The organism is Streptomyces sp. P17 (genome assembly GCF_032436805.1).
Taxonomy (GTDB): Bacteria; Actinomycetota; Actinomycetes; order Streptomycetales; family Streptomycetaceae; genus Streptomyces.
Window position 1 is genome coordinate 133844 of record NZ_JAVRBF010000002.1, and the last position, 17694, is coordinate 151537.

Here is a 17694-nt window from a genome sequence, read left to right on the forward strand (position 1 = left end):
GGCTTCCTCTGCGCTCTGTGCGCCTGGGGCGTGTTCGGCGCCGGGTGGGGGGTCCGGGGGTACCTGGGCAGGTCGGCGGCTCGGCCCGTCCAGGCGTTCCGCCACTCAGGTGAACGGGGCGACGCTCCTCGGGGTCACGCCCGGGTGCGGCCGAACGGGGTCGGCCGGAATGCGGGTCGCGCTCGGTCACGAGTCCCCCCGGTGCCCGTGTTCCTCCCCTCCTGACAGAAGCCGCGCCGCCTGCCCGGGCGCGCGGGGGCCTGAGCCTTCGCGTAGAACCCGGATGCGGGGTGGCGCACGATCACGACTCCCCCTCGGTTCCGGTGTTCGTCCCCTCCTGACAGGAGCCGCGCCGCCTGCCCTGGGCGCGCGTGGGCCGGGGCCTTCGCGTGGAGCCGGGGTGCGTGCCGCTCACGGGTGTGCGCGGGCGCGGCACCCTCGTTCCGGACTGGCGGTCTGACCTGCCGGCCGGTCGGGGCGACGTGCTGTCGGCTGCGGCGGCAGGCCGGGAACGGTGCCTGCGCGTCGACTCGGCAGTCGTGACCGCGGGCGCCCGGCCGGTGCGCTCCGCGCGCAGGCAGCGGCGGACGGACTCCGGGTCCAGTCCCTCGTTGCAGGCCTGGTGCAGAAGGCGGGCGAAGAGGTAGTCGGGGTCCGCGCCGAGGGCCATGGCGAGTGCCTCGCGGGCTTCCAGTTCGTCGCCCGTGGACCAGGCGACCCAGCCGGCGAGGGTGAGCGGTGCCGCGGCATGCTCGCCGTAGGGGCCGACACAGCGCCGGGCCAGGGCTCGCCACAGGCGCAGGGCGGCTCCGGCCTCGTCACCCTCCATCCACTCGGCGGCGCGGTCGCGGGTCGTACGGTCCTGCAGGCCGAGGATGAGCAGGGCCGCTTCGTCATGGGTGAGCAGTTGGTCGTCGCGGAGGTCCGCGGTGAGCGTTCCGGAGACGGGCGATGCTCCGGCGAGGCGCTGCATGACCTGCCCTGCGAGTTCCAGGGTTTCCTCGGCGACCTCCGCGCGGCTCGTCTCGTCGAGGATGCGTGGGACCAGGGCCATCCCGGCGGTGTCCAGGGCGATCTCCTGTTCCAGGGCGGCCCCGGTCTCCCAGGGGAACAACCGGGCCCGCAGCTCACGTAGGGTGCCGCGGACCTGGAGTCCGGCGTAGGTGGCGGCCGCGGCCAGGACGGAGGTGCCGGGCAGGCCCATCGGGGTGCCGTCGGAGGGGCAACAGCCTTCGTTCCCACAGCAGTACGACCAGAAGCGGCCCTCCGAGATGCACAGGGCCTCGATCACCGGTACGTCGAGGTGGCCGCATTCGATGCGCAGCTTCTGTGCCAGCGGCCGCAGGCGTTCCATGACCTGTCGGCCGGACTCGCCCCGTTCGGGCTCCTTGCAGACGTAGGCCACCATCTGCTGGGGGCGGGTGCCCCGGCGTTCGCTGCCCGCGACCAGGCCCTGGGCCAACTGCCGTGCCGCGGAGGGCCAGTCGTCCGGGTTGGTGGGGATGCCGAGCCGGGCCCGTCCGCCGAAGCGGCCGCGGCCGTCCCGGTCGTGCAGGGCGACCAGGACGATGCTGTCTTCGGGCCGGTATCCGAGCAGATACGGCAGCGCGTCGGCCAACTCGGCCGGGGTCCGCAGCGTGACCTGCTGGTCGCTGCCGTGGCCTTCGTACGCGGTGCAGTCGAGTGGGTCCGTGGAGTGCGTCTCGGGACCCACGATGTCGGCGTTCTCAGGGTTTCCAGCGTTTTCGCCGTGATTCGTCATGCCCTGACGATCTCGCGGATTACGAACCTCCGCTTGAGCCTGTGGATAACTCCGAGCAGGGACATGGCAATTCACCCCTGGCGCGGCGCGCCCTTGGCGTACCGAGCGGCCGGGCGACCGACCGAGCGATCAAGCGATCAGGCGGCCGACCGTCCGGGCGATCGCGCCCTCAGGCGGCGGACCGGCCGGTCGACCGTGCATGCTCAGCCCGCCGCGGCAAGGACCAGCGGAAGAACCTCCCCGCTACCCGCCCGCCGCAACAGACGGGCCGCGACCGCCAGAGTCCAGCCAGAGTCGGTGTAGTCGTCCACGAGCAGCACCGGGCCAGGAGAGCTCGCCAGTGCCTCTGCCAGTTCCCCGGAGACACTGAACGCCCCGGACAGTGCCCTGAGCCGTTGTGCGGAGTTGCTGCGACGTACCGCGTGCGCGCCGCCCGGCCCCGTGCAGGTCAGCGTGCCGAGAAACGGCAGCCGCCCGATGTCCGCGATCCCCTGCGCCAGAGTGCCCACCAACCGTGGGCGCGTCAGGGACGGCACCGCCACGACTCCCACCGGCCGGGCCGGGGCATCCGGCACGCCCGATGCCCAACCGCCCGGAGAGCGCGCCCAGTCGGCGAGCACGGCCACGGCCGCCCGCAGGACTTCGTCGGGGACCGGGCCGTCCGGCGCGTTCCCGGCCAGCAGTGGCCGCAGTCGGTTGCCCCAGCCGATGTCCGAGAGCCGTCCCAGGGCGCGCCCGGTGGAGCACTGCTCCCCGGCGGGGATACGGCCCTTGAGCTCGATGCCCAGGGCGGGCATTCCCGTGGGCCACATCCGGCGTGGCTCGACCTCCACCCCGGGACGGTCGAGTTCCTTGGTCGCCCCCGTCAGCGCCTCCGCCGTAACACTGGAATCGGCCCAGGGGCCCGCGCAGTTGTCACAGCGGCCGCACGGTGTCGCGCCCTCGTCGTCCAGCTGTCGTCGCAGGAACTCCATCCGGCAGCGGGTCGTGCCGACGTAGTCGCGCATGGCCTGTTGTTCGGCGGCCCGCTGGCGCGCGACCCAGGCATAGCGCTCGGTGTCGTACTCCCAGTCGGCTCCCGTGGCGATCCAGCCGCCCTTGACCCGCTTGACCGCGCCGTCGACGTCCAGCACCTTCAGCATGGTCTCCAGCCGGCTGCGCCGTAGGTCCACGGCCGCCTCCAGCGCGGGCACGGACAGTGGCCGTCCGGCGTCTGCGAGGGCCGAGAGGGTCTGGCGGACCTGGGTCTCGGGCGGAAAGGCGGTGTCGGCGAAGTAGCGCCAGATGGCCTCGTCCTCCTTGCCGGGCAGCAGGAGTACGTCGGCGTGGGCGACGCCTCGGCCCGCCCGTCCGACCTGCTGGTAGTAGGCGATCGGCGAGGACGGTGAGCCGAGGTGCACCACGAAGCCCAGGTCCGGCTTGTCGAAGCCCATGCCGAGCGCCGAGGTCGCCACCAGCGCTTTCACCCGGTTCGCCAGCAGGTCTTCCTCGGCCTGGAGCCGGTCGGCGTTCTCCGTGCGGCCCGTGTAGGAGGCCACGGGGAAGCCGCGCTGCCGCAGGAAGGCGGTGGCCTCCTCGGCCGCGGCCACGGTGAGGGCGTAGATGATCCCCGAGCCGGGCAGTTCGTCCAGGTGCTCGGCGAGCCAGCCCAATCGGTGTGCCGCGTCCGGCAGTTGGACGACGCCGAGGCGCAGGCTCTCCCGGTCCAACGGGCCGCGTAGCACCAGGGCCTCGCCGGCGCCGGTCCCCAGTTGCTCGGCCACATCGGCCGTCACGCGTGCGTTGGCCGTCGCGGTGGTGGCCAGCACCGGGACGCCGGGAGCGAGCTCGGCCAGCATCGCCCGCAGCCGGCGGTAGTCCGGGCGGAAGTCATGTCCCCAGTCGGAGATGCAGTGCGCCTCGTCGACCACCAGCAGACCCGTCGTGGCCGCCAGCTTGGGCAGCATCTGGTCGCGGAAGTCGACGGAGTTGAGCCGCTCCGGACTCACCAGGAGCACATCGGTCTCGCCTCGCTCGACCTCCTCGTGGATGGCGTCCCACTCCTCCGGGTTGGCCGAGTTGATCGTACGCGCCTGAATGCCGGCTCGCTGCGCGGCCTCGACCTGGTTGCGCATCAGCGCCAGCAGCGGCGAGACGATCACCGTCGGGCCGGAGCCGCGCCGGCGCAGCAGGGCGGTGGCGACGAAGTACACCGCTGACTTGCCCCAGCCGGTGCGCTGCACCACCAGGGCGCGCCGATGCTCCCGCACCAGGGCGGCGACCGCCTGCCACTGGTCCTCCCGCAGGCGCGCCGCTCCTGGGTCGCCGACGAGCTGCCCGAGGACGGCATCGGCTTCGGCACGGAGTTCCAGTTCGTCCATACCCCCATGCAACCCGATGGCACTGACAGTCAGCCACCGCAGATGCGAGTTGAGCGGGCTGATGGTGCCCCGCGCGCGTGGGCGCATGATCAGTGCGGCGGCATGATCGCGGGCTGCGGGGGTACATCGACCGAGGTCATCGGATGGCCAGCTTTACAAGGCGCGCGACTCTGTACGGCGCGCAGAACCGGCCAGTCACCCGGCCCGCTCTTCATCCCGTCGAAAGAGCTTCGCGCCCCACGCGTCGCCAGGTGACGCAATGGGTAGGGATATAAAACGCACACCGCCCTATATCGGTCGGTCGTCCCAATTGCTCGTTGCCGCAACCAAGTTCGACAGGAAGAATTGAGGTCCGCTCCCCGCACGGCTCGCCCGTGGTCCGGCAGGGCTCCGCCGCGGTGTGCGCTCCCCCGATTCCACCCCGCCCGCAGTGTGGGCGCGTAGCCGAAGGGAGGACCGTGACCTTCGGATTCGCTCCGTCCCCCGCGGCATCCACGTCGACCTCCAACGACCTGTCCACCACCACACCGGGCCGTGTGCTGGAGCCCGCGGAGTGGGCCGCAGCCGGGATCCCCCTGCTGCGCAACCCCCGCGAGGTCGTCAGCGGACTGCACTCCCGGCACCGCCCCGAGCCGGCGACCGCGATCGTGGCCGTTCTCGACCCGGACGAGCGACTCCGGGCGAGCGCCTCGTTCACCCGCCGGACGACCCCGGCCGACGGCTGGATGTTCCGCAACGTCCTGCTCGACCAGTTGCGCCGGGTCATCCCGCACGACCTGCGCCGCCGCACCCCCGTGCGCACCGCCGTCCTGCTCTACTGCCGTGAGGGCGGCGGGCGTTGGACGGAGGAGGACGGGGCGTGGATGTGGGGCCTGCGTGACGCCTGCACGCTGCACGGCCTGCGCTGCGGCGCGTACATCACGCTGACCCGGGACGGCTGGCAGGTCCTCGGCGAAGGGCGTGGCGGCCGTCGTCCCCACGTGGACTCCGCACCGGAGCCGTTCGCCACCTCCGAGTCACCGCCCCCGCTCCCCCGCACCGGCGGCGCCGCCTCGGAGCTGCTGCGCCGCGCGGCGGCCCGCTGAGCCGGCCAGCACCGGCGGAACGTTTCCCCGCCGACAGCGGCACTCGTGCGTCCCCCGGGACGGCTCATGAGGAGATCGGCCGACCCGCGCATCGAAACACCCATGCCGACGGCGTCGAACCGGACGAACGCTCACGCGGGCACGACGAAGTCCCCACCGTGCTTGTACCGCCATGGCTGCACCCAGGCCGCCGACCGCTCCCGGACGAACCGGAAGCGGCTCAGACGCCCGCGCCCAGCACCGAGTTGATCTGCTGCGGGTCGCCGCAGACGATCAGCAGGGCGCCGGCCCGGCCGAGGGCCAGAGGCAGGGCGGTGGCGGCAGCGGCGTCGGATCCGCCGTTGACGGCAACCACGACGACGGCACGCGAGGCAGCACGGCTCGCGACGGCGGCGTCCGCGTAGAAGACGTCGTCACCCGCGTCGTGCTGGGCCCAGTAGGAAACTTCACCGAAGGACATTTCGTGGGCGGCCCACGGGTGCTGTTCGCCGGTGGTGATCACCAGCACATCACCGGGGGCACGGCCCGACTCCAGCAACAGGTCGACGGCTTCCTCGGCAGCGTCCAGCGCACCCTCGGCCGAGGCCGGGATCAGCTGGATCTGCGGAGTCGCCGCAGCCGGTGCGGAGACGGGGGCAGCCGGATCGGTCGGTCCGGGCTTGGCCGGGGCCTGGTCACGGGGCGTGCGTTGCGCCGGCGCCGTGGGCCGCGGGGGCCCGGGACGGCCGGGACGCGACGGAGCCGCGGGACGCGGACCGGGTACGGGGCGGGGGGTCGGCGCGGTGCGGCCACTGGCCGGCGTGACGCGGGGACCCTGGGCACTCTCGTGAATCTGAGGCTCCTCGGGAATGAGAGGCATGGGCTGATATTTATCAAACGTTGGTGCGGCTCACGTGAACGGGTGGCACATGAGTGCGAACAGAACGGTCAGAAATCGAAGCCGAGCTGCCCCTCGATCTCCGGAACGCTCCGTTCCGCCCAGCTGCGGACCTTCTTGAGGTGCCGCCACTGGGGCAGCGCATCAAGATACGCCCACGACAACCGGTGGAACGGGGTGGGTCCCCGCTCCTCCAGCGCGGCCCTGTGCACGGGCGACGGATACCCGGCATTGTCCGCAAAACCGAAGTCTGCATGGTCGATACCCAGTTCGGCCATCATTTTGTCGCGCTGAACCTTGGCGATCACCGACGCCGCCGCGACCGCCACGCAGGACTGGTCACCCTTGATCACCGTACGGACCTTCCAGGGGTCCCCGAGGTAGTCGTGTTTGCCGTCGAGGATCACCGCGTCGGGACGGACCGGCAGCGCCTCCAGGGCACGTACCGCGGCCAGTCGCAGCGCGGCCGTCATCCCCAGATCGTCGATCTCCTCCGGCGAGGCATGACCCAGGGCGTACGACGTCACCCACGTCCGCAGCGCCAGGGCGAGCTCGGTGCGCCGTTTGACGGTGAGCAGCTTGGAGTCGGTGAGCCCCTCGGGGGGCCGGCGCAGTCCGGTGATCGCCGCGCAGACGGTGACGGGCCCGGCCCAGGCGCCGCGCCCCACCTCGTCGACACCGGCAATGATCTTCGCTCCGGTCGTGGCGCGGAGTGAGCGCTCGACGGTGTGAGTAGGCGGTTCGTACGGCATGGCGCCCTTAGCGTACGCCGCCCGGATCACCCGGCGGTACCCCGGTTTCCCCTGACGGTGTCAGGGCCTCCGCCCCAGCCCGTCAGCCTCCGCTCGGCCGGAGCAGCGGCAGCATCAGCTGATCGATCATCTCCGCCAGTTCCTCGTCGCCCCATTCGCTTCCGCGCATCTTGGACCGGTACATCATCATGGCCGGGATGGCGTCGAAGACGTATTCGTTGGCGGCGTCGGAGCGCACATCACCCCGCTCTATTCCACGGGTGATGACCTCACGAAGGAGCCTGAGGGTGGGCCCCACGACACCGTCGTAGATCACGCTGTGGAAACGCTCCGCCTGCAGCTGGTCGCATTCGTGAATGACCGCACGGAGGGCGAAACCGGGGCGCGAGTACATGGCGTCCCGCGCGAGGCGGCACAGCGCGAGCAGGTCCTCCCTCACACTGCCCAGATCGGGCACGGCGTCGATGCGCGGCAGTCCGGCCTGCAGCGCGTCGGCGACGAGGTCCTCCTTCGACGGCCACCGGCGATAGACCGCGGCCTTGCCGGTCTGGGCCCCGGCGGCGACGCCCTCCATCGTGAGGCCGTTCCAGCCGACCGTACTGAGCTGTTCCAGCGTGGCGTCGAGGATCGCGCGTTCGAGCACGGCGCCGCGCCGGCGCATCGAGGCCGCCTGAGCGGGGGCGGCCGTCCAGCGCGAGGTAACCATCAGCGTCTCCAGCGAACAAGCAAGCGGGTATTTCGGGGGATTCAGGGAGACCGCGCGGCAGCGACAGGGGGAACGACACGCGGCGACAAGCTGAGTGAACGCTTGCGTTCACTACTGGGGACTCACTACCGTTGACGCGACAGTGAACGCGAGCGTTCACTAACGCACTTGTGGGGGACCCATAGTGACAACCTCTCAGTTGATTCAGGACCAGAAACCAGGTGCGGCCCGCAGGCAGGGCCACCCCGGCATAGCACTCACCGTCATCGCGGCCTGCCAACTCATGGTGGTACTCGACGCGACGATTGTGAACATCGCACTCCCGCACATTCAAGACGCCCTCAAGTTCAGCACCACCGACCTCACCTGGGTCGTCAGTTCCTACACGCTGACCTTCGGCGGTCTGCTGCTCCTCGGCGGCCGGGCCGGGGACATCCTCGGTCGCCGCCGGGTCTTCATGACCGGCATCCTGCTGTTCACCTTCGCCTCGCTGCTCGGCGGACTCGCACAGGAACCCTGGCAGTTGCTGGCCGCGCGCGTGCTCCAGGGCGTGGGTGGCGCCATCGCGTCGCCGACCTCGCTGGCGCTCATCACCACGACGTTCCCCGAAGGCCCGGAACGCAACCGGGCGTTCGGCGTCTTCGCCGCAGTCTCCGCGGGCGGCGGTGCCATCGGACTGCTCGCCGGCGGCATGCTCACCGAGTGGCTCGACTGGCGATGGGTGCTGTTCGTCAATGTGCCGATCGGCATCCTGATCGCCGTCCTCACCCCGCTCTACATCAACGAGTCCGAACGGCACACCGGCCGCTTCGACATCGCGGGCGCGATGACCTCGACACTGGGCATGGCGTCCCTCGTGTACGGGTTCATCCGGGCGGCGGACGAAGGCTGGCGGGACAGCCTGACCATCGGTTCCTTCGTGGCGGCGGTGGTTCTGCTGCTGGCCTTCGCCTTCATCGAGAGGCGGGCCAAGGAGCCGATCACTCCGCTGCGGATGTTCGCCGACCGCAACCGATCCGGCACGTACGTGATCATGCTGAGCCTCGCCGCGGCGATGTTCGGGATGTTCTTCTACATCGTCCTCTTCGTGCAGAACGTGCTGGGGTACACCCCGATCGAGGCGGGTCTCGCCTTCCTTCCGGTGACGGTGGTGATCGCCGTCGGCGCGGGTCTGTCGCAGCGGTTCCTGCCGGTGCTGGGTCCCAGGCCGTTCATGCTCGCCGGCTCGGCGCTCGTCGTGCTCGGACTGGCCTGGCAGGCCCTCATCAGCGCCGACAGCTCGTACGTGGGCGGAGTGCTGGGACCGATGCTGCTGTTCGGTTTCGGCATGGGGCTGAACTTCGTGACGCTGACGATCACGGCCGTCTCCGGGGTCGCCCAGCACGAGGCGGGCGCGGCGTCCGGACTGCTCAACACCACACAGCAGGTGGGCGGGTCGCTCGGCCTGTCCATCCTGACCACGGTGTTCGGCTCGGCCAGCAGGGACGAAGCGGAGAAGCAACTGCCGCAGTTCATGGCCGACGCCTCTCCGGAGCAGAAGGCGCAGTTCGCCGAGACGCAGCAGCTGCCCGGCCCCTGGGGACACGAGGTACTCACCCAGGGCATCTCGATGGGCTTCGTGGCGGCCGCCGCGATGGGTGTCCTCGCCCTGGCCACCGCCTGGTTGGTGATCAAGGTCCGCAAGAGCGACCTGGAAGCCCTGGCCGGTACGGCGGGCCCCATGGCCGGTTGATCCGGCCGGATCCGCAGGGGACCGCGGATGACCGGACCTCGCCCGGGGGACCAACGGCGAGGGCGACGGCCCGGTCATCCGCACTCGTCCCGGCAATGGGAGGCCCACCAGCCGAAGAATCAGCCTCAGCACCACGTACGTGTCCACCCCCCGCCCCCCTTTCGCATCCCCTGGCCGTGCGAGCCCATGGACCACACAGCGGTTGCCAGGAGAACGGGTAGGCGGTCACGGAGAGTTCCCGACTTACACGGAGAGTTTCGAAACCAGCTGCCGCCTGCTGGAGCGACCCTCAGATTCCGCGCCGTGGGGCCCAGGGGTCAGCCCAGTCAGAACCCCGCTGCCGATGGCCCGGGACCCCAAGACCCGCTCCGTCCGGCCCCGGAGCAGCCGGCCCGTCAAACTCCCGGAACCCACTCCGGCAGCGCCTCCGTCCGCTCCACCCACTCAGCCGGCGGAGCTCCCGCCTTACCCGCGGCAAGCACCCCGCCCACGATGGCGCACGTGGTGTCCATGTCGCCGCCGACCTGCGCCGTCGTCCAGAATGCCTGCTCGTAGTCGCCTAGGCACCGCGCGGCCGACCAGAGCGCGAAGGGCACGGTGTCATGGGCCGTCGTCCGCCGACCGCAGCCCAGCACGGCGGCGACGGTGGCGGCGTCGGCGTAGTCCAGCATGTCGCGCGCCCGGCGCAGCCCCGCGCCGACGGCGCTCTTCGGCACGAGCGCGATCACCCCGTCGAGCAGCGCCTCCGGGCTGGGCGGACCGCCCGGGGCGCCGGCCAGCGCCGCGGCTGCGGCGACAGCCATGGAACCGACGACGGCCTCGCGGTGCTGATGCGTGGGGTACGCCGAGATCTCGGCCTGGTGGGTGGCCTGCTCCGGATCATCCGCGTACCAGGCGCCCAGGGGCGCGATCCGCATCGCCGCGCCGTTGCCCCAGGAGCCCTGCCCCTTGAACAGCGCGGAGGCCAGCTCCCGCCAGTCACCGCCCTCCCGGACCAGCCGCAGCAGACGGTTCATGGCAGGGCCGTAGCCCCGGTCGAAGTCGTGGTGCTCGGCAAAGGAACGGGCCAGAGCGTCCTGGTCGATGCGGTGGTGGACGGCGAGGATCGCGACCACGGAGCAGGCCATCTCCGTGTCGTCGGTCCATTGCCAGGGGCCGGCCGGCAGCTCACGACGCTTCAGCAGCGGATAGTTCGCCGGCACGAAGAACTGGGAGCCCAGCGCGTCACCCACCGACACTCCGCGCAGGCTGGCAAGGGCGCGGTCCAGGCGCCCGTCGGGTGAGGAATCAGCGGTCATCGCTCTGCCACTCTATCCGGTGATCCCGTACGGTTCCGGATCTCGCCAGCGTTCGAAAGGCCGGTCAAGCGCGTACTTGCCGTCGTCCCCGAGAACGAGCATCCGCATCTCGGCGTTCCCGGGATTCGACAGCGACTCGAACTCCGCGACCGTCCAGTGGAACCACCGCATGCAGAACAGGCGCATCGCCAGGCCATGGGTCACCAGCAGCACGTTCGGCGGGTGGTCTGGGGCCTCGAAACTGCGGTACAGGCTCTCCAGGAAGCCGCCGACCCGGTCGTACACGTCGGCGCCGGACTCACCTTGGGCGAAGCGGTAGAAGAAGTGTCCGTAGGCGTCCCGGTAGGCCTTCTGCAAGCGTACGTCGTCGCGGTCCTGCCAGTTCCCCCAGTCCTGCTCGCGCAGCCTGGGCTCCTCGCGGATGCGTATGAGTTCGGGGTCCAGGTGGAAGGCGCGCAGCGTTTCGTGCGTACGGCGGTAGGGGGAGACGTACACGCTGACCCGCTCGCGGCCGAACACCTCACGCAGCCGCTTGCCCGTCTCCTCGGCCTGCCGCCAGCCCCGCTCGGTGAGGGCCAGTGCGTGGTCGGGTTCGCGCTCGTACACGGTGTCATCAACATTGCCCCTTGACTCGCCGTGCCGGACAAGGACGATGCGCCGTGGTCGTGCCATGCCAAAACCCTAGATCGGGTGACGGCCCATCGAGCACCCGTACGGGCTCCATACGGCGTAGGTCACACATTTCCGGGAGCGATCCATCCGGAGATGCGCGTGATGATCACACCGTCCAGGTGGTTTCCAGGTCCACGATGTCGCCGCTGAGAGAGGCGACGTCCGCCTCCGTCTGGGCCCGCAGGGCCAGCCGCTCGACGCGTTCGGCCCGGTATTTGCCGTGCTCGGCGGCGGACAGCCACATCGACAGTACGAGGAACTCGTGGCCCGGCGCCTCGCCGAACAGTCCGCGGACCATGCCGGGCGAGCCGGCCATCGCCGGGTTCCAGACCTTCTCCTGCATCAGCGTGAAGTGCTCGGCACGCTCTTCGTGCACCCGGCAGTGTGCGACCCGCAACAGATCGGCGTCCGTGAAACGCGGCTCGAAGCCGGTCTTCACATCGAACCGGTGGTCGAAGAGTTTGACCTGGGCGTCCTTGAACGTGCCCGACTGGGACGCCGCCAGCCGGTCGTGGGAGCGCGCCATGAAGGAGTCGTAGAAGGCGCGGCTCTCCCAGAAGGCGAAGATGTGCGCCACCCCCGGCCGTCCCCGGCTCCAACCACCGCCCTGTCCCCGAAACCCCGGCTCCCCCAGAAGCCCCGCCCACTTTCGCTGCCCCCGCTCAAAACCGCGGCGGTCCACCACGGTGCAGCGAATCCACTTGACCAGCACCGCGCCATGGTAAGGCCACGGAGCGTGGCGCCGGCCGCCCTCGCCGCGAGAGCTCTTCCGCAAGGGCACGCGCGCGCGTGGCAGGATGGGCAATCGGCCCTGTCTGTCGGGCAGTTCAGGCCGCACGCGGATGGCGAACGGGGAAGGGGAGTCTGGTGAACGGCCTCAACAAGGGGATCCGGAAGGTCGAGATCGCGCTCAAGTGGGACCCGAGTCCCGCGGGGCAGCCGCCCACCGACCTCGATCTGGTCGCGGGGACGTACCTGGCGAGCGACCCCTATGGCGATCCGGCCTTCGTCGTGCACTTCGACAGCCGGTCCCCCGACGGCACCATCTATCTCAACCGCGACAGCCACGACGGCAAGGGCTTCGGCTGGGACGAGGTCATGACGGTGGAGCTCAACCGCCTCGACAACCGCTACGCGCGCGTGGTGGTCGGCGTCGTCATCCAACAGCGCTCCGCGCGACGCACCTTCGTCAGCGTGACCAACCCGGGCCTGCGCATCCGCGAGGGCTACACCGACCTGACCACGGACGACTTCGGCAGCGTCCTGGGTGCTACGGCCGCCACGGTCGCGGAGTTCGCCCGCCAGGAGGACGGCACCTGGGACTTCCACCCCGGTATCCACGGCTACGAAGACGACCCCGCGACCTTCACCCGCACCATGGGCAAGACGCACCGGCCCTGAGCACGGCCCACGACGAAGGAGGGGCGCCGACCCACGGTCGGCGCCCCTCCTCGTCAAGGACTGCTGATCAGCTGCAGCCGCTGGTCGAGCCGCAGCCCTCGCAGATGTAGCAGGAGCCCGCCCGCTGCATCTTCGTGCCGCAGGAGAAGCACAGCGGGGCGTCGGCCTGGATGCCCAGCTGCATCTCCACCAGCTCGGCGCTGGTGTGGGCCTGCTGCGGGCCGGGCTTGGCCGCCTCGACCTCGGCCTTCGGCGTGGCGACCGCCTTCAGCTCCTGGGCGCGCGGCGCCGACTGGGCCAGGCCCTCGACGTCGACCTCGTCGTCGGCCGGCTCGTACGAACCGGTCTCCAGGTGGCGCTGACGCTCTTCTGCGGAGTGGATGCCGAGCGCGGAGCGCGTCTCGAAGGGCAGGAAGTCCAGCGCCAGACGGCGGAAGATGTAGTCGACGATCGACTGCGCCATCCGCACGTCCGGGTCGTCCGTCATACCGGCGGGCTCGAAGCGCATGTTCGTGAACTTCGAGACGTACGTCTCCAGCGGCACGCCGTACTGGAGGCCGACGGAGACCGCGATGGAGAAGGCGTCCATCATGCCCGCGAGGGTCGAGCCCTGCTTCGACATCTTCAGGAAGACCTCGCCGAGACCGTCGTCCGGGTAGGAGTTGGCGGTCATGTAGCCCTCGGCGCCGCCGACGGTGAAGGAGGTGGTGATGCCGGGGCGGCCCTTCGGGAGGCGCTTGCGGACCGGGCGGTACTCGATGACCTTCTCGACCGTCTCGCGGATGGTCGCCTCGGCCTTCTCCGTGACCTCGGCCTTCTCCTTCTCCTTGGTCTTCGCGGAGAGCGGCTGGCCGACCTTGCAGTTGTCGCGGTAGATGGCGAGCGCCTTGACGCCCATCTTCCAGGCCTGGAAGTAGACCTCCTCGACGTCCTCGACGGTCGCCGACTCCGGCAGGTTGACCGTCTTGGACAGGGCGCCGGAGATCCACGGCTGGATCGCGGCCATCATGCGGACGTGGCCCATCGCGGAGATGGAGCGCTCGCCCATGGCGCAGTCGAACACCTCGTAGTGCTCGTGCTTGAGGCCGGGGGCGTCGATCACGTTGCCGTGGTCGGCGATGTGGGCGACGATCGCCTCGATCTGCTCCTCCTGGTAGCCCAGGCGGCGCAGGGCCTGCGGGACGGTGCCGTTGACGATCTGCATCGAGCCGCCGCCGACCAGCTTCTTGAACTTGACCAGCGCGAGGTCGGGCTCAAGACCGGTGGTGTCGCAGGACATCGCCAGACCGATGGTGCCGGTCGGGGCGATGACGGACGCCTGGGAGTTACGGAAACCGTTCTTCTCACCGAGACGCAGCACGTCCTGCCAGGCCTCCGTGGCGGCGGCCCAGATCGGCGTGTCCAGGTCGTCCATGCGGACGGCCTTGGTGTTCTCGTCGGAGTGCTGCTTCATGACCCGCAGGTGCGGCTGCGCGTTGCGGGCGTAGCCGTCGTACGGGCCGACGACCGCGGCGAGCTCGGCGGAGCGCTTGTACGAGGTGCCGGTCATCAGGGAGGTGATGGCACCGGCGAGGGCGCGGCCGCCGTTGGAGTCGTAGGCGTGGCCGGTCGCCATCAGCAGGGCGCCGAGGTTGGCGTAGCCGATGCCGAGCTGGCGGAACGCGCGCGTGTTCTCGCCGATTTTCTGGGTCGGGAAGTCCGCGAAGCAGATGGAGATGTCCATCGCGGTGATGACGAGCTCGACGACCTTGGCGAAGCGCTCGACCTCGAAGGACTGGTTGCCCTTGCCGTCGTCCTTCAGAAACTTCATCAGGTTCAGCGAGGCAAGGTTGCAGGACGTGTTGTCCAGGTGCATGTACTCGCTGCAGGGGTTCGAGCCGTTGATACGGCCGGACTCCGGGCAGGTGTGCCAGTGGTTGATGGTGTCGTCGTACTGGATGCCCGGGTCGGCGCAGGCCCAGGCGGCCTCGGCCATCTTGCGGAACAGGGACTTGGCGTCGACCTCTTCGATGGCCTCGCCGGTCATCCGCGCGCGGAGGCCGAACTTCCCGCCCTGCTCGACCGCCTTCATGAACTCGTCGTTCACGCGGACGGAGTTGTTGGCGTTCTGGTACTGGACCGACGTGATGTCGTCGCCGCCCAGGTCCATGTCGAAGCCCGCGTCGCGCAGGGCGCGGATCTTCTCCTCCTCCTTCACCTTGGTCTGGATGAAGTCCTCGATGTCGGGGTGGTCGACGTCGAGGATGACCATCTTGGCCGCGCGGCGGGTGGCACCGCCGGACTTGATGGTGCCGGCGGAGGCGTCGGCGCCGCGCATGAAGGAGACCGGGCCGGAGGCGTTGCCGCCGGAGGACAGCAGTTCCTTGGAGGAGCGGATACGGGAGAGGTTCAGGCCGGCGCCGGAGCCGCCCTTGAAGATCATGCCCTCTTCCTTGTACCAGTCGAGGATCGACTCCATGGAGTCGTCGACGGACAGGATGAAGCAGGCGGAGACCTGCTGGGGCTGGGGCGTGCCGACGTTGAACCAGACGGGGCTGTTGAAGCTGAAGATCTGGTGCAGGAGGGCGTAGGCCAGCTCGTGCTCGAAGATCTCGGCGTCGGCCGGCGAGGCGAAGTACTTGTAGTCCTCACCCGCCTTCCGGTACGTCTTCACGATGCGGTCGATGAGCTGCCTGAGGCTCACCTCGCGCTGCGGGGTGCCCACGGCACCCCGGAAGTACTTGCTGGTGACGATGTTGACCGCGTTCACCGACCAGAAGTCGGGGAACTCGACGCCGCGCTGTTCGAAGTTCACAGAGCCGTCGCGCCAGTTGGTCATGACGACGTCACGACGCTCCCACTGGACCTCGTCGTACGGGTGCACGCCGGGGGTGGTGTGGATGCGCTCGATACGCAGTCCCTTGGTCGCCTTGGTGCCCTTGGCTCGGGAACCTCGTGCCGGACCGCTCGCCGTCTCTGTCATGCCGCCTCCCTGGTACGGGCTAAAACGCCCTGAAGTGCCCCGATGTTCCCGTGGCACGGTGTTCTGTCTGGTGTTGCGGGCATCTCTCGCTGCCGCCCGCAACAGGTCTTCGGTCGCCGCCGCGCGGATGGATCCCGGAGTGCTGGATCTCCGGCTCCGGTCCGCCGGTCAGTCGGCGGCGTTGGCGGGCACGGGGACCTGTGCAGTCCCTCCGGGCCCGCGCTCGTCTTCCTGGCTCCCCGCTCCTGCGTCGTCGCGGTCGTCGTCGTCCGCGGCGGGGCGTTCCGTCTGCCTGAGTTCCGCGATCGCCGCCTCGAAGTCCTCAAGCGAGTCGAACGCCCGGTAGACGGAGGCGAATCGCAGATAGGCGACGAGGTCGAGCTCCTGCAACGGGCCGAGTATGGCCAGCCCCACGTCGTGGGTGGTCAGCTCGGCGCTCCCGGTGGCCCGCACCGCCTCCTCGACCCGCTGGCCGAGCTGGGCGAGTGCGTCCTCGGTGACAGGTCGTCCCTGGCACGCCTTGCGCACGCCGTTGATGACCTTGGTACGGCTGAATGGCTCGGTGACTCCGGACCGCTTCACCACCATGAGCGAGCACGTCTCCACGGTCGTGAAACGACGGGAGCAGTCAGGGCACTGGCGGCGCCTGCGGATCGACGTGCCGTCGTCGGTCGTACGGCTGTCGACCACACGGCTGTCGGGGTGCCTGCAGAAGGGGCAGTGCATGAACTCCCAACCCTCCTCACAGCAGACTCAATAGCCTCGCTGGACCTCATGGGCCCCTCGAAGCAGCCCCAAGCATAGGCGATGGCCGGGAGTCCGAAGACCCGGGGGACCACAACTTCTGGGCTGCTACTGCAATCCAACCACTAGATGTGGGGATTGGCTCATACATACACGCCACGCGCGCGTGTCGCGCCCGTACGGACTGAACTCACCGGGCCGCACCACGTGGACACTGTCCCGCGGCAACACGTGGGTGCACAGCCGTACCGTTACGGCACATGCGGAGATACCGTGAGCGCCACAGGGAGGCGTCGTGGGACTCCCGCAGAGATGGGGACCAGGTCACGGTCGGCCAGGCGTTGGATGGCAGACTGGGGCAACAACCCACGAGGTCGTCATCCGGCGGTGAAGAGTACAGCAATGGGCCCCTTTGTCCGCCAGGCGCCGCGTTAGCCATACACCCAGACACATGATCGCGTCAGGTGAACCGCGATTTTTCACTCGAACGTGTGTTTGGCGCAACCTTTCGAAAGCAACTACCGTTGTCCAGCAGGGAGACCATCGAGAGGGGCCGACGTGACCACCACCGCAGACAGTGCCACCATCACTGCCCAGGACCGCTCCCAGGGCCGACTCGAGCCGGTGCATGCGATGAACGAAGCCGCGAATCCCGAGGGGCACAAGCGCTCCCTGCCGGGCCGACCTCCAGGAATCCGGGCGGACAGCTCCGGGCTCACCGACCGGCAGCGCCGGGTCATCGAGGTCATCAGGGACTCGGTGCAGCGGCGCGGTTACCCGCCGTCGATGCGCGAGATCGGCCAGGCCGTCGGCCTTTCCAGCACCTCCTCGGTCGCACACCAGCTGATGGCACTGGAGCGCAAGGGCTTCCTGCGGCGCGACCCGCACCGCCCGCGCGCGTACGAGGTGCGCGGCTCCGACCAAGCCGCCTCCGTGCAGCCCACGGACACCGCCGGCAAGCCCGCCGCGTCCTACGTCCCGCTGGTCGGCCGGATCGCCGCCGGTGGCCCGATCCTCGCGGAGGAGTCCGTAGAGGATGTGTTCCCTCTCCCCCGGCAGCTGGTCGGTGACGGTGAGCTCTTCGTCCTGAAGGTCGTCGGTGACTCGATGATCGAGGCCGCGATCTGCGACGGCGACTGGGTCACGGTCCGGCGCCAGCCCGTCGCCGAGAACGGCGACATCGTCGCCGCGATGCTCGACGGCGAGGCCACCGTCAAGCGCTTCAAGCGCGAGGACGGCCACGTCTGGCTTCTCCCGCACAACTCCGCGTACGAGCCGATCCCCGGCGACGACGCGACCATCCTCGGCAAGGTGGTGGCGGTGCTGCGGCGCGTGTGAGCACC

14 protein-coding genes are annotated in these 17694 nt (G+C 69.8%); 4 read left to right on the plus strand and 10 right to left on the minus strand.

Going from position 1 to position 17694, the window contains the following annotated elements:
* Positions 1-301: 301 nt before the first annotated feature.
* Positions 302-1762 (minus strand): DUF4192 domain-containing protein, encoded by a 1461-nt coding sequence (locus tag RMT89_RS01815; RefSeq protein ID WP_315882103.1) that lies wholly within the window; start codon positions 1760-1762, stop codon positions 302-304.
* Positions 1763-1965: 203 nt separating this feature from the next.
* Positions 1966-4122 (minus strand): RecQ family ATP-dependent DNA helicase, encoded by a 2157-nt coding sequence (locus RMT89_RS01820; protein WP_315882104.1) that lies wholly within the window; start codon positions 4120-4122, stop codon positions 1966-1968.
* Between the two features lie 458 nt (positions 4123-4580).
* On the opposite strand from RMT89_RS01820, the gene RMT89_RS01825 reads away from it, so the two are divergent.
* Entirely contained in the window at positions 4581-5207 is a 627-nt protein-coding gene (locus tag RMT89_RS01825; protein WP_315882105.1) for a hypothetical protein, read from the plus strand.
* Between the two features lie 220 nt (positions 5208-5427).
* Here the strand turns inward: RMT89_RS01825 and RMT89_RS01830 are convergent, their stop codons facing one another.
* From RMT89_RS01830 to RMT89_RS01840, 3 genes are all read right to left on the minus strand, one after another.
* Positions 5428-6066, minus strand: coding sequence for a hypothetical protein (locus RMT89_RS01830; RefSeq protein WP_315882106.1), 639 nt, complete (start codon positions 6064-6066; stop codon positions 5428-5430).
* Between the two features lie 68 nt (positions 6067-6134).
* Positions 6135-6836 carry a ribonuclease HII gene (locus RMT89_RS01835; RefSeq protein WP_315882107.1) on the minus strand — a complete coding sequence of 234 codons (702 nt, stop codon included), beginning with the start codon at positions 6834-6836 and terminating at the stop codon, positions 6135-6137.
* Between the two features lie 82 nt (positions 6837-6918).
* Positions 6919-7542, minus strand: a complete 624-nt coding sequence (locus tag RMT89_RS01840) for a TetR/AcrR family transcriptional regulator (RefSeq protein ID WP_315882108.1) — start codon at positions 7540-7542, stop codon at positions 6919-6921.
* Between the two features lie 184 nt (positions 7543-7726).
* On the opposite strand from RMT89_RS01840, the gene RMT89_RS01845 reads away from it, so the two are divergent.
* Positions 7727-9274, plus strand: coding sequence for an MFS transporter (locus RMT89_RS01845; protein ID WP_315882109.1), 1548 nt, complete (start codon positions 7727-7729; stop codon positions 9272-9274).
* 395 nt (positions 9275-9669) lie between these two features.
* On the opposite strand, the gene RMT89_RS01850 is transcribed toward RMT89_RS01845, so the two are convergent.
* The 3 genes from RMT89_RS01850 to RMT89_RS01860 form a co-directional block, all read right to left on the minus strand.
* Entirely contained in the window at positions 9670-10572 is a 903-nt protein-coding gene (locus tag RMT89_RS01850; RefSeq protein ID WP_315882110.1) for an ADP-ribosylglycohydrolase family protein, read from the minus strand.
* 12 nt (positions 10573-10584) lie between these two features.
* Positions 10585-11244, minus strand: coding sequence for a histidine phosphatase family protein (locus tag RMT89_RS01855; RefSeq protein WP_315882111.1), 660 nt, complete (start codon positions 11242-11244; stop codon positions 10585-10587).
* A 106-nt stretch (positions 11245-11350) separates the two neighbouring features.
* Positions 11351-11956, minus strand: a complete 606-nt coding sequence (locus RMT89_RS01860; protein WP_315882112.1) for a YdbC family protein — start codon at positions 11954-11956, stop codon at positions 11351-11353.
* A gap of 155 nt (positions 11957-12111) precedes the next feature.
* On the opposite strand from RMT89_RS01860, the gene RMT89_RS01865 reads away from it, so the two are divergent.
* A complete protein-coding gene (locus RMT89_RS01865) occupies positions 12112-12645 on the plus strand; it encodes a TerD family protein (RefSeq protein WP_315882113.1) in 534 nt (177 codons plus the stop codon).
* Between the two features lie 67 nt (positions 12646-12712).
* On the opposite strand, the gene RMT89_RS01870 is transcribed toward RMT89_RS01865, so the two are convergent.
* Both RMT89_RS01870 and nrdR read right to left on the minus strand, forming a co-directional pair.
* A complete protein-coding gene (locus RMT89_RS01870) occupies positions 12713-15607 on the minus strand; it encodes a vitamin B12-dependent ribonucleotide reductase (RefSeq protein ID WP_315882114.1) in 2895 nt (964 codons plus the stop codon).
* 168 nt (positions 15608-15775) lie between these two features.
* Positions 15776-16333 carry a transcriptional regulator NrdR gene (gene nrdR / locus RMT89_RS01875; RefSeq protein ID WP_315882115.1) on the minus strand — a complete coding sequence of 186 codons (558 nt, stop codon included), beginning with the start codon at positions 16331-16333 and terminating at the stop codon, positions 15776-15778.
* 576 nt (positions 16334-16909) lie between these two features.
* Here nrdR and lexA point away from each other — a divergent pair.
* Positions 16910-17689 (plus strand): transcriptional repressor LexA, encoded by a 780-nt coding sequence (gene lexA / locus RMT89_RS01880; RefSeq protein WP_250079895.1) that lies wholly within the window; start codon positions 16910-16912, stop codon positions 17687-17689.
* The last annotated feature ends 5 nt before the right edge of the window (positions 17690-17694 follow it).

What these genes read in the sequence shown, in the direction of transcription:
- RMT89_RS01815 (WP_315882103.1), bottom strand. Translation starts at nt 1,762, where the DNA reads ATGACGAATCACGGCGAAAACGCTGGAAACCCTGAGAACGCCGACATC.
- RMT89_RS01820 (WP_315882104.1), bottom strand. Translation starts at nt 4,122, where the DNA reads ATGGACGAACTGGAACTCCGTGCCGAAGCCGATGCCGTCCTCGGGCAG.
- RMT89_RS01830 (WP_315882106.1), bottom strand. Translation starts at nt 6,066, where the DNA reads ATGCCTCTCATTCCCGAGGAGCCTCAGATTCACGAGAGTGCCCAGGGT.
- RMT89_RS01835 (WP_315882107.1), bottom strand. Translation starts at nt 6,836, where the DNA reads ATGCCGTACGAACCGCCTACTCACACCGTCGAGCGCTCACTCCGCGCC.
- RMT89_RS01840 (WP_315882108.1), bottom strand. Translation starts at nt 7,542, where the DNA reads ATGGTTACCTCGCGCTGGACGGCCGCCCCCGCTCAGGCGGCCTCGATG.
- RMT89_RS01850 (WP_315882110.1), bottom strand. Translation starts at nt 10,572, where the DNA reads ATGACCGCTGATTCCTCACCCGACGGGCGCCTGGACCGCGCCCTTGCC.
- RMT89_RS01855 (WP_315882111.1), bottom strand. Translation starts at nt 11,244, where the DNA reads ATGGCACGACCACGGCGCATCGTCCTTGTCCGGCACGGCGAGTCAAGG.
- RMT89_RS01870 (WP_315882114.1), bottom strand. Translation starts at nt 15,607, where the DNA reads ATGACAGAGACGGCGAGCGGTCCGGCACGAGGTTCCCGAGCCAAGGGC.
- nrdR (WP_315882115.1), bottom strand. Translation starts at nt 16,333, where the DNA reads ATGCACTGCCCCTTCTGCAGGCACCCCGACAGCCGTGTGGTCGACAGC.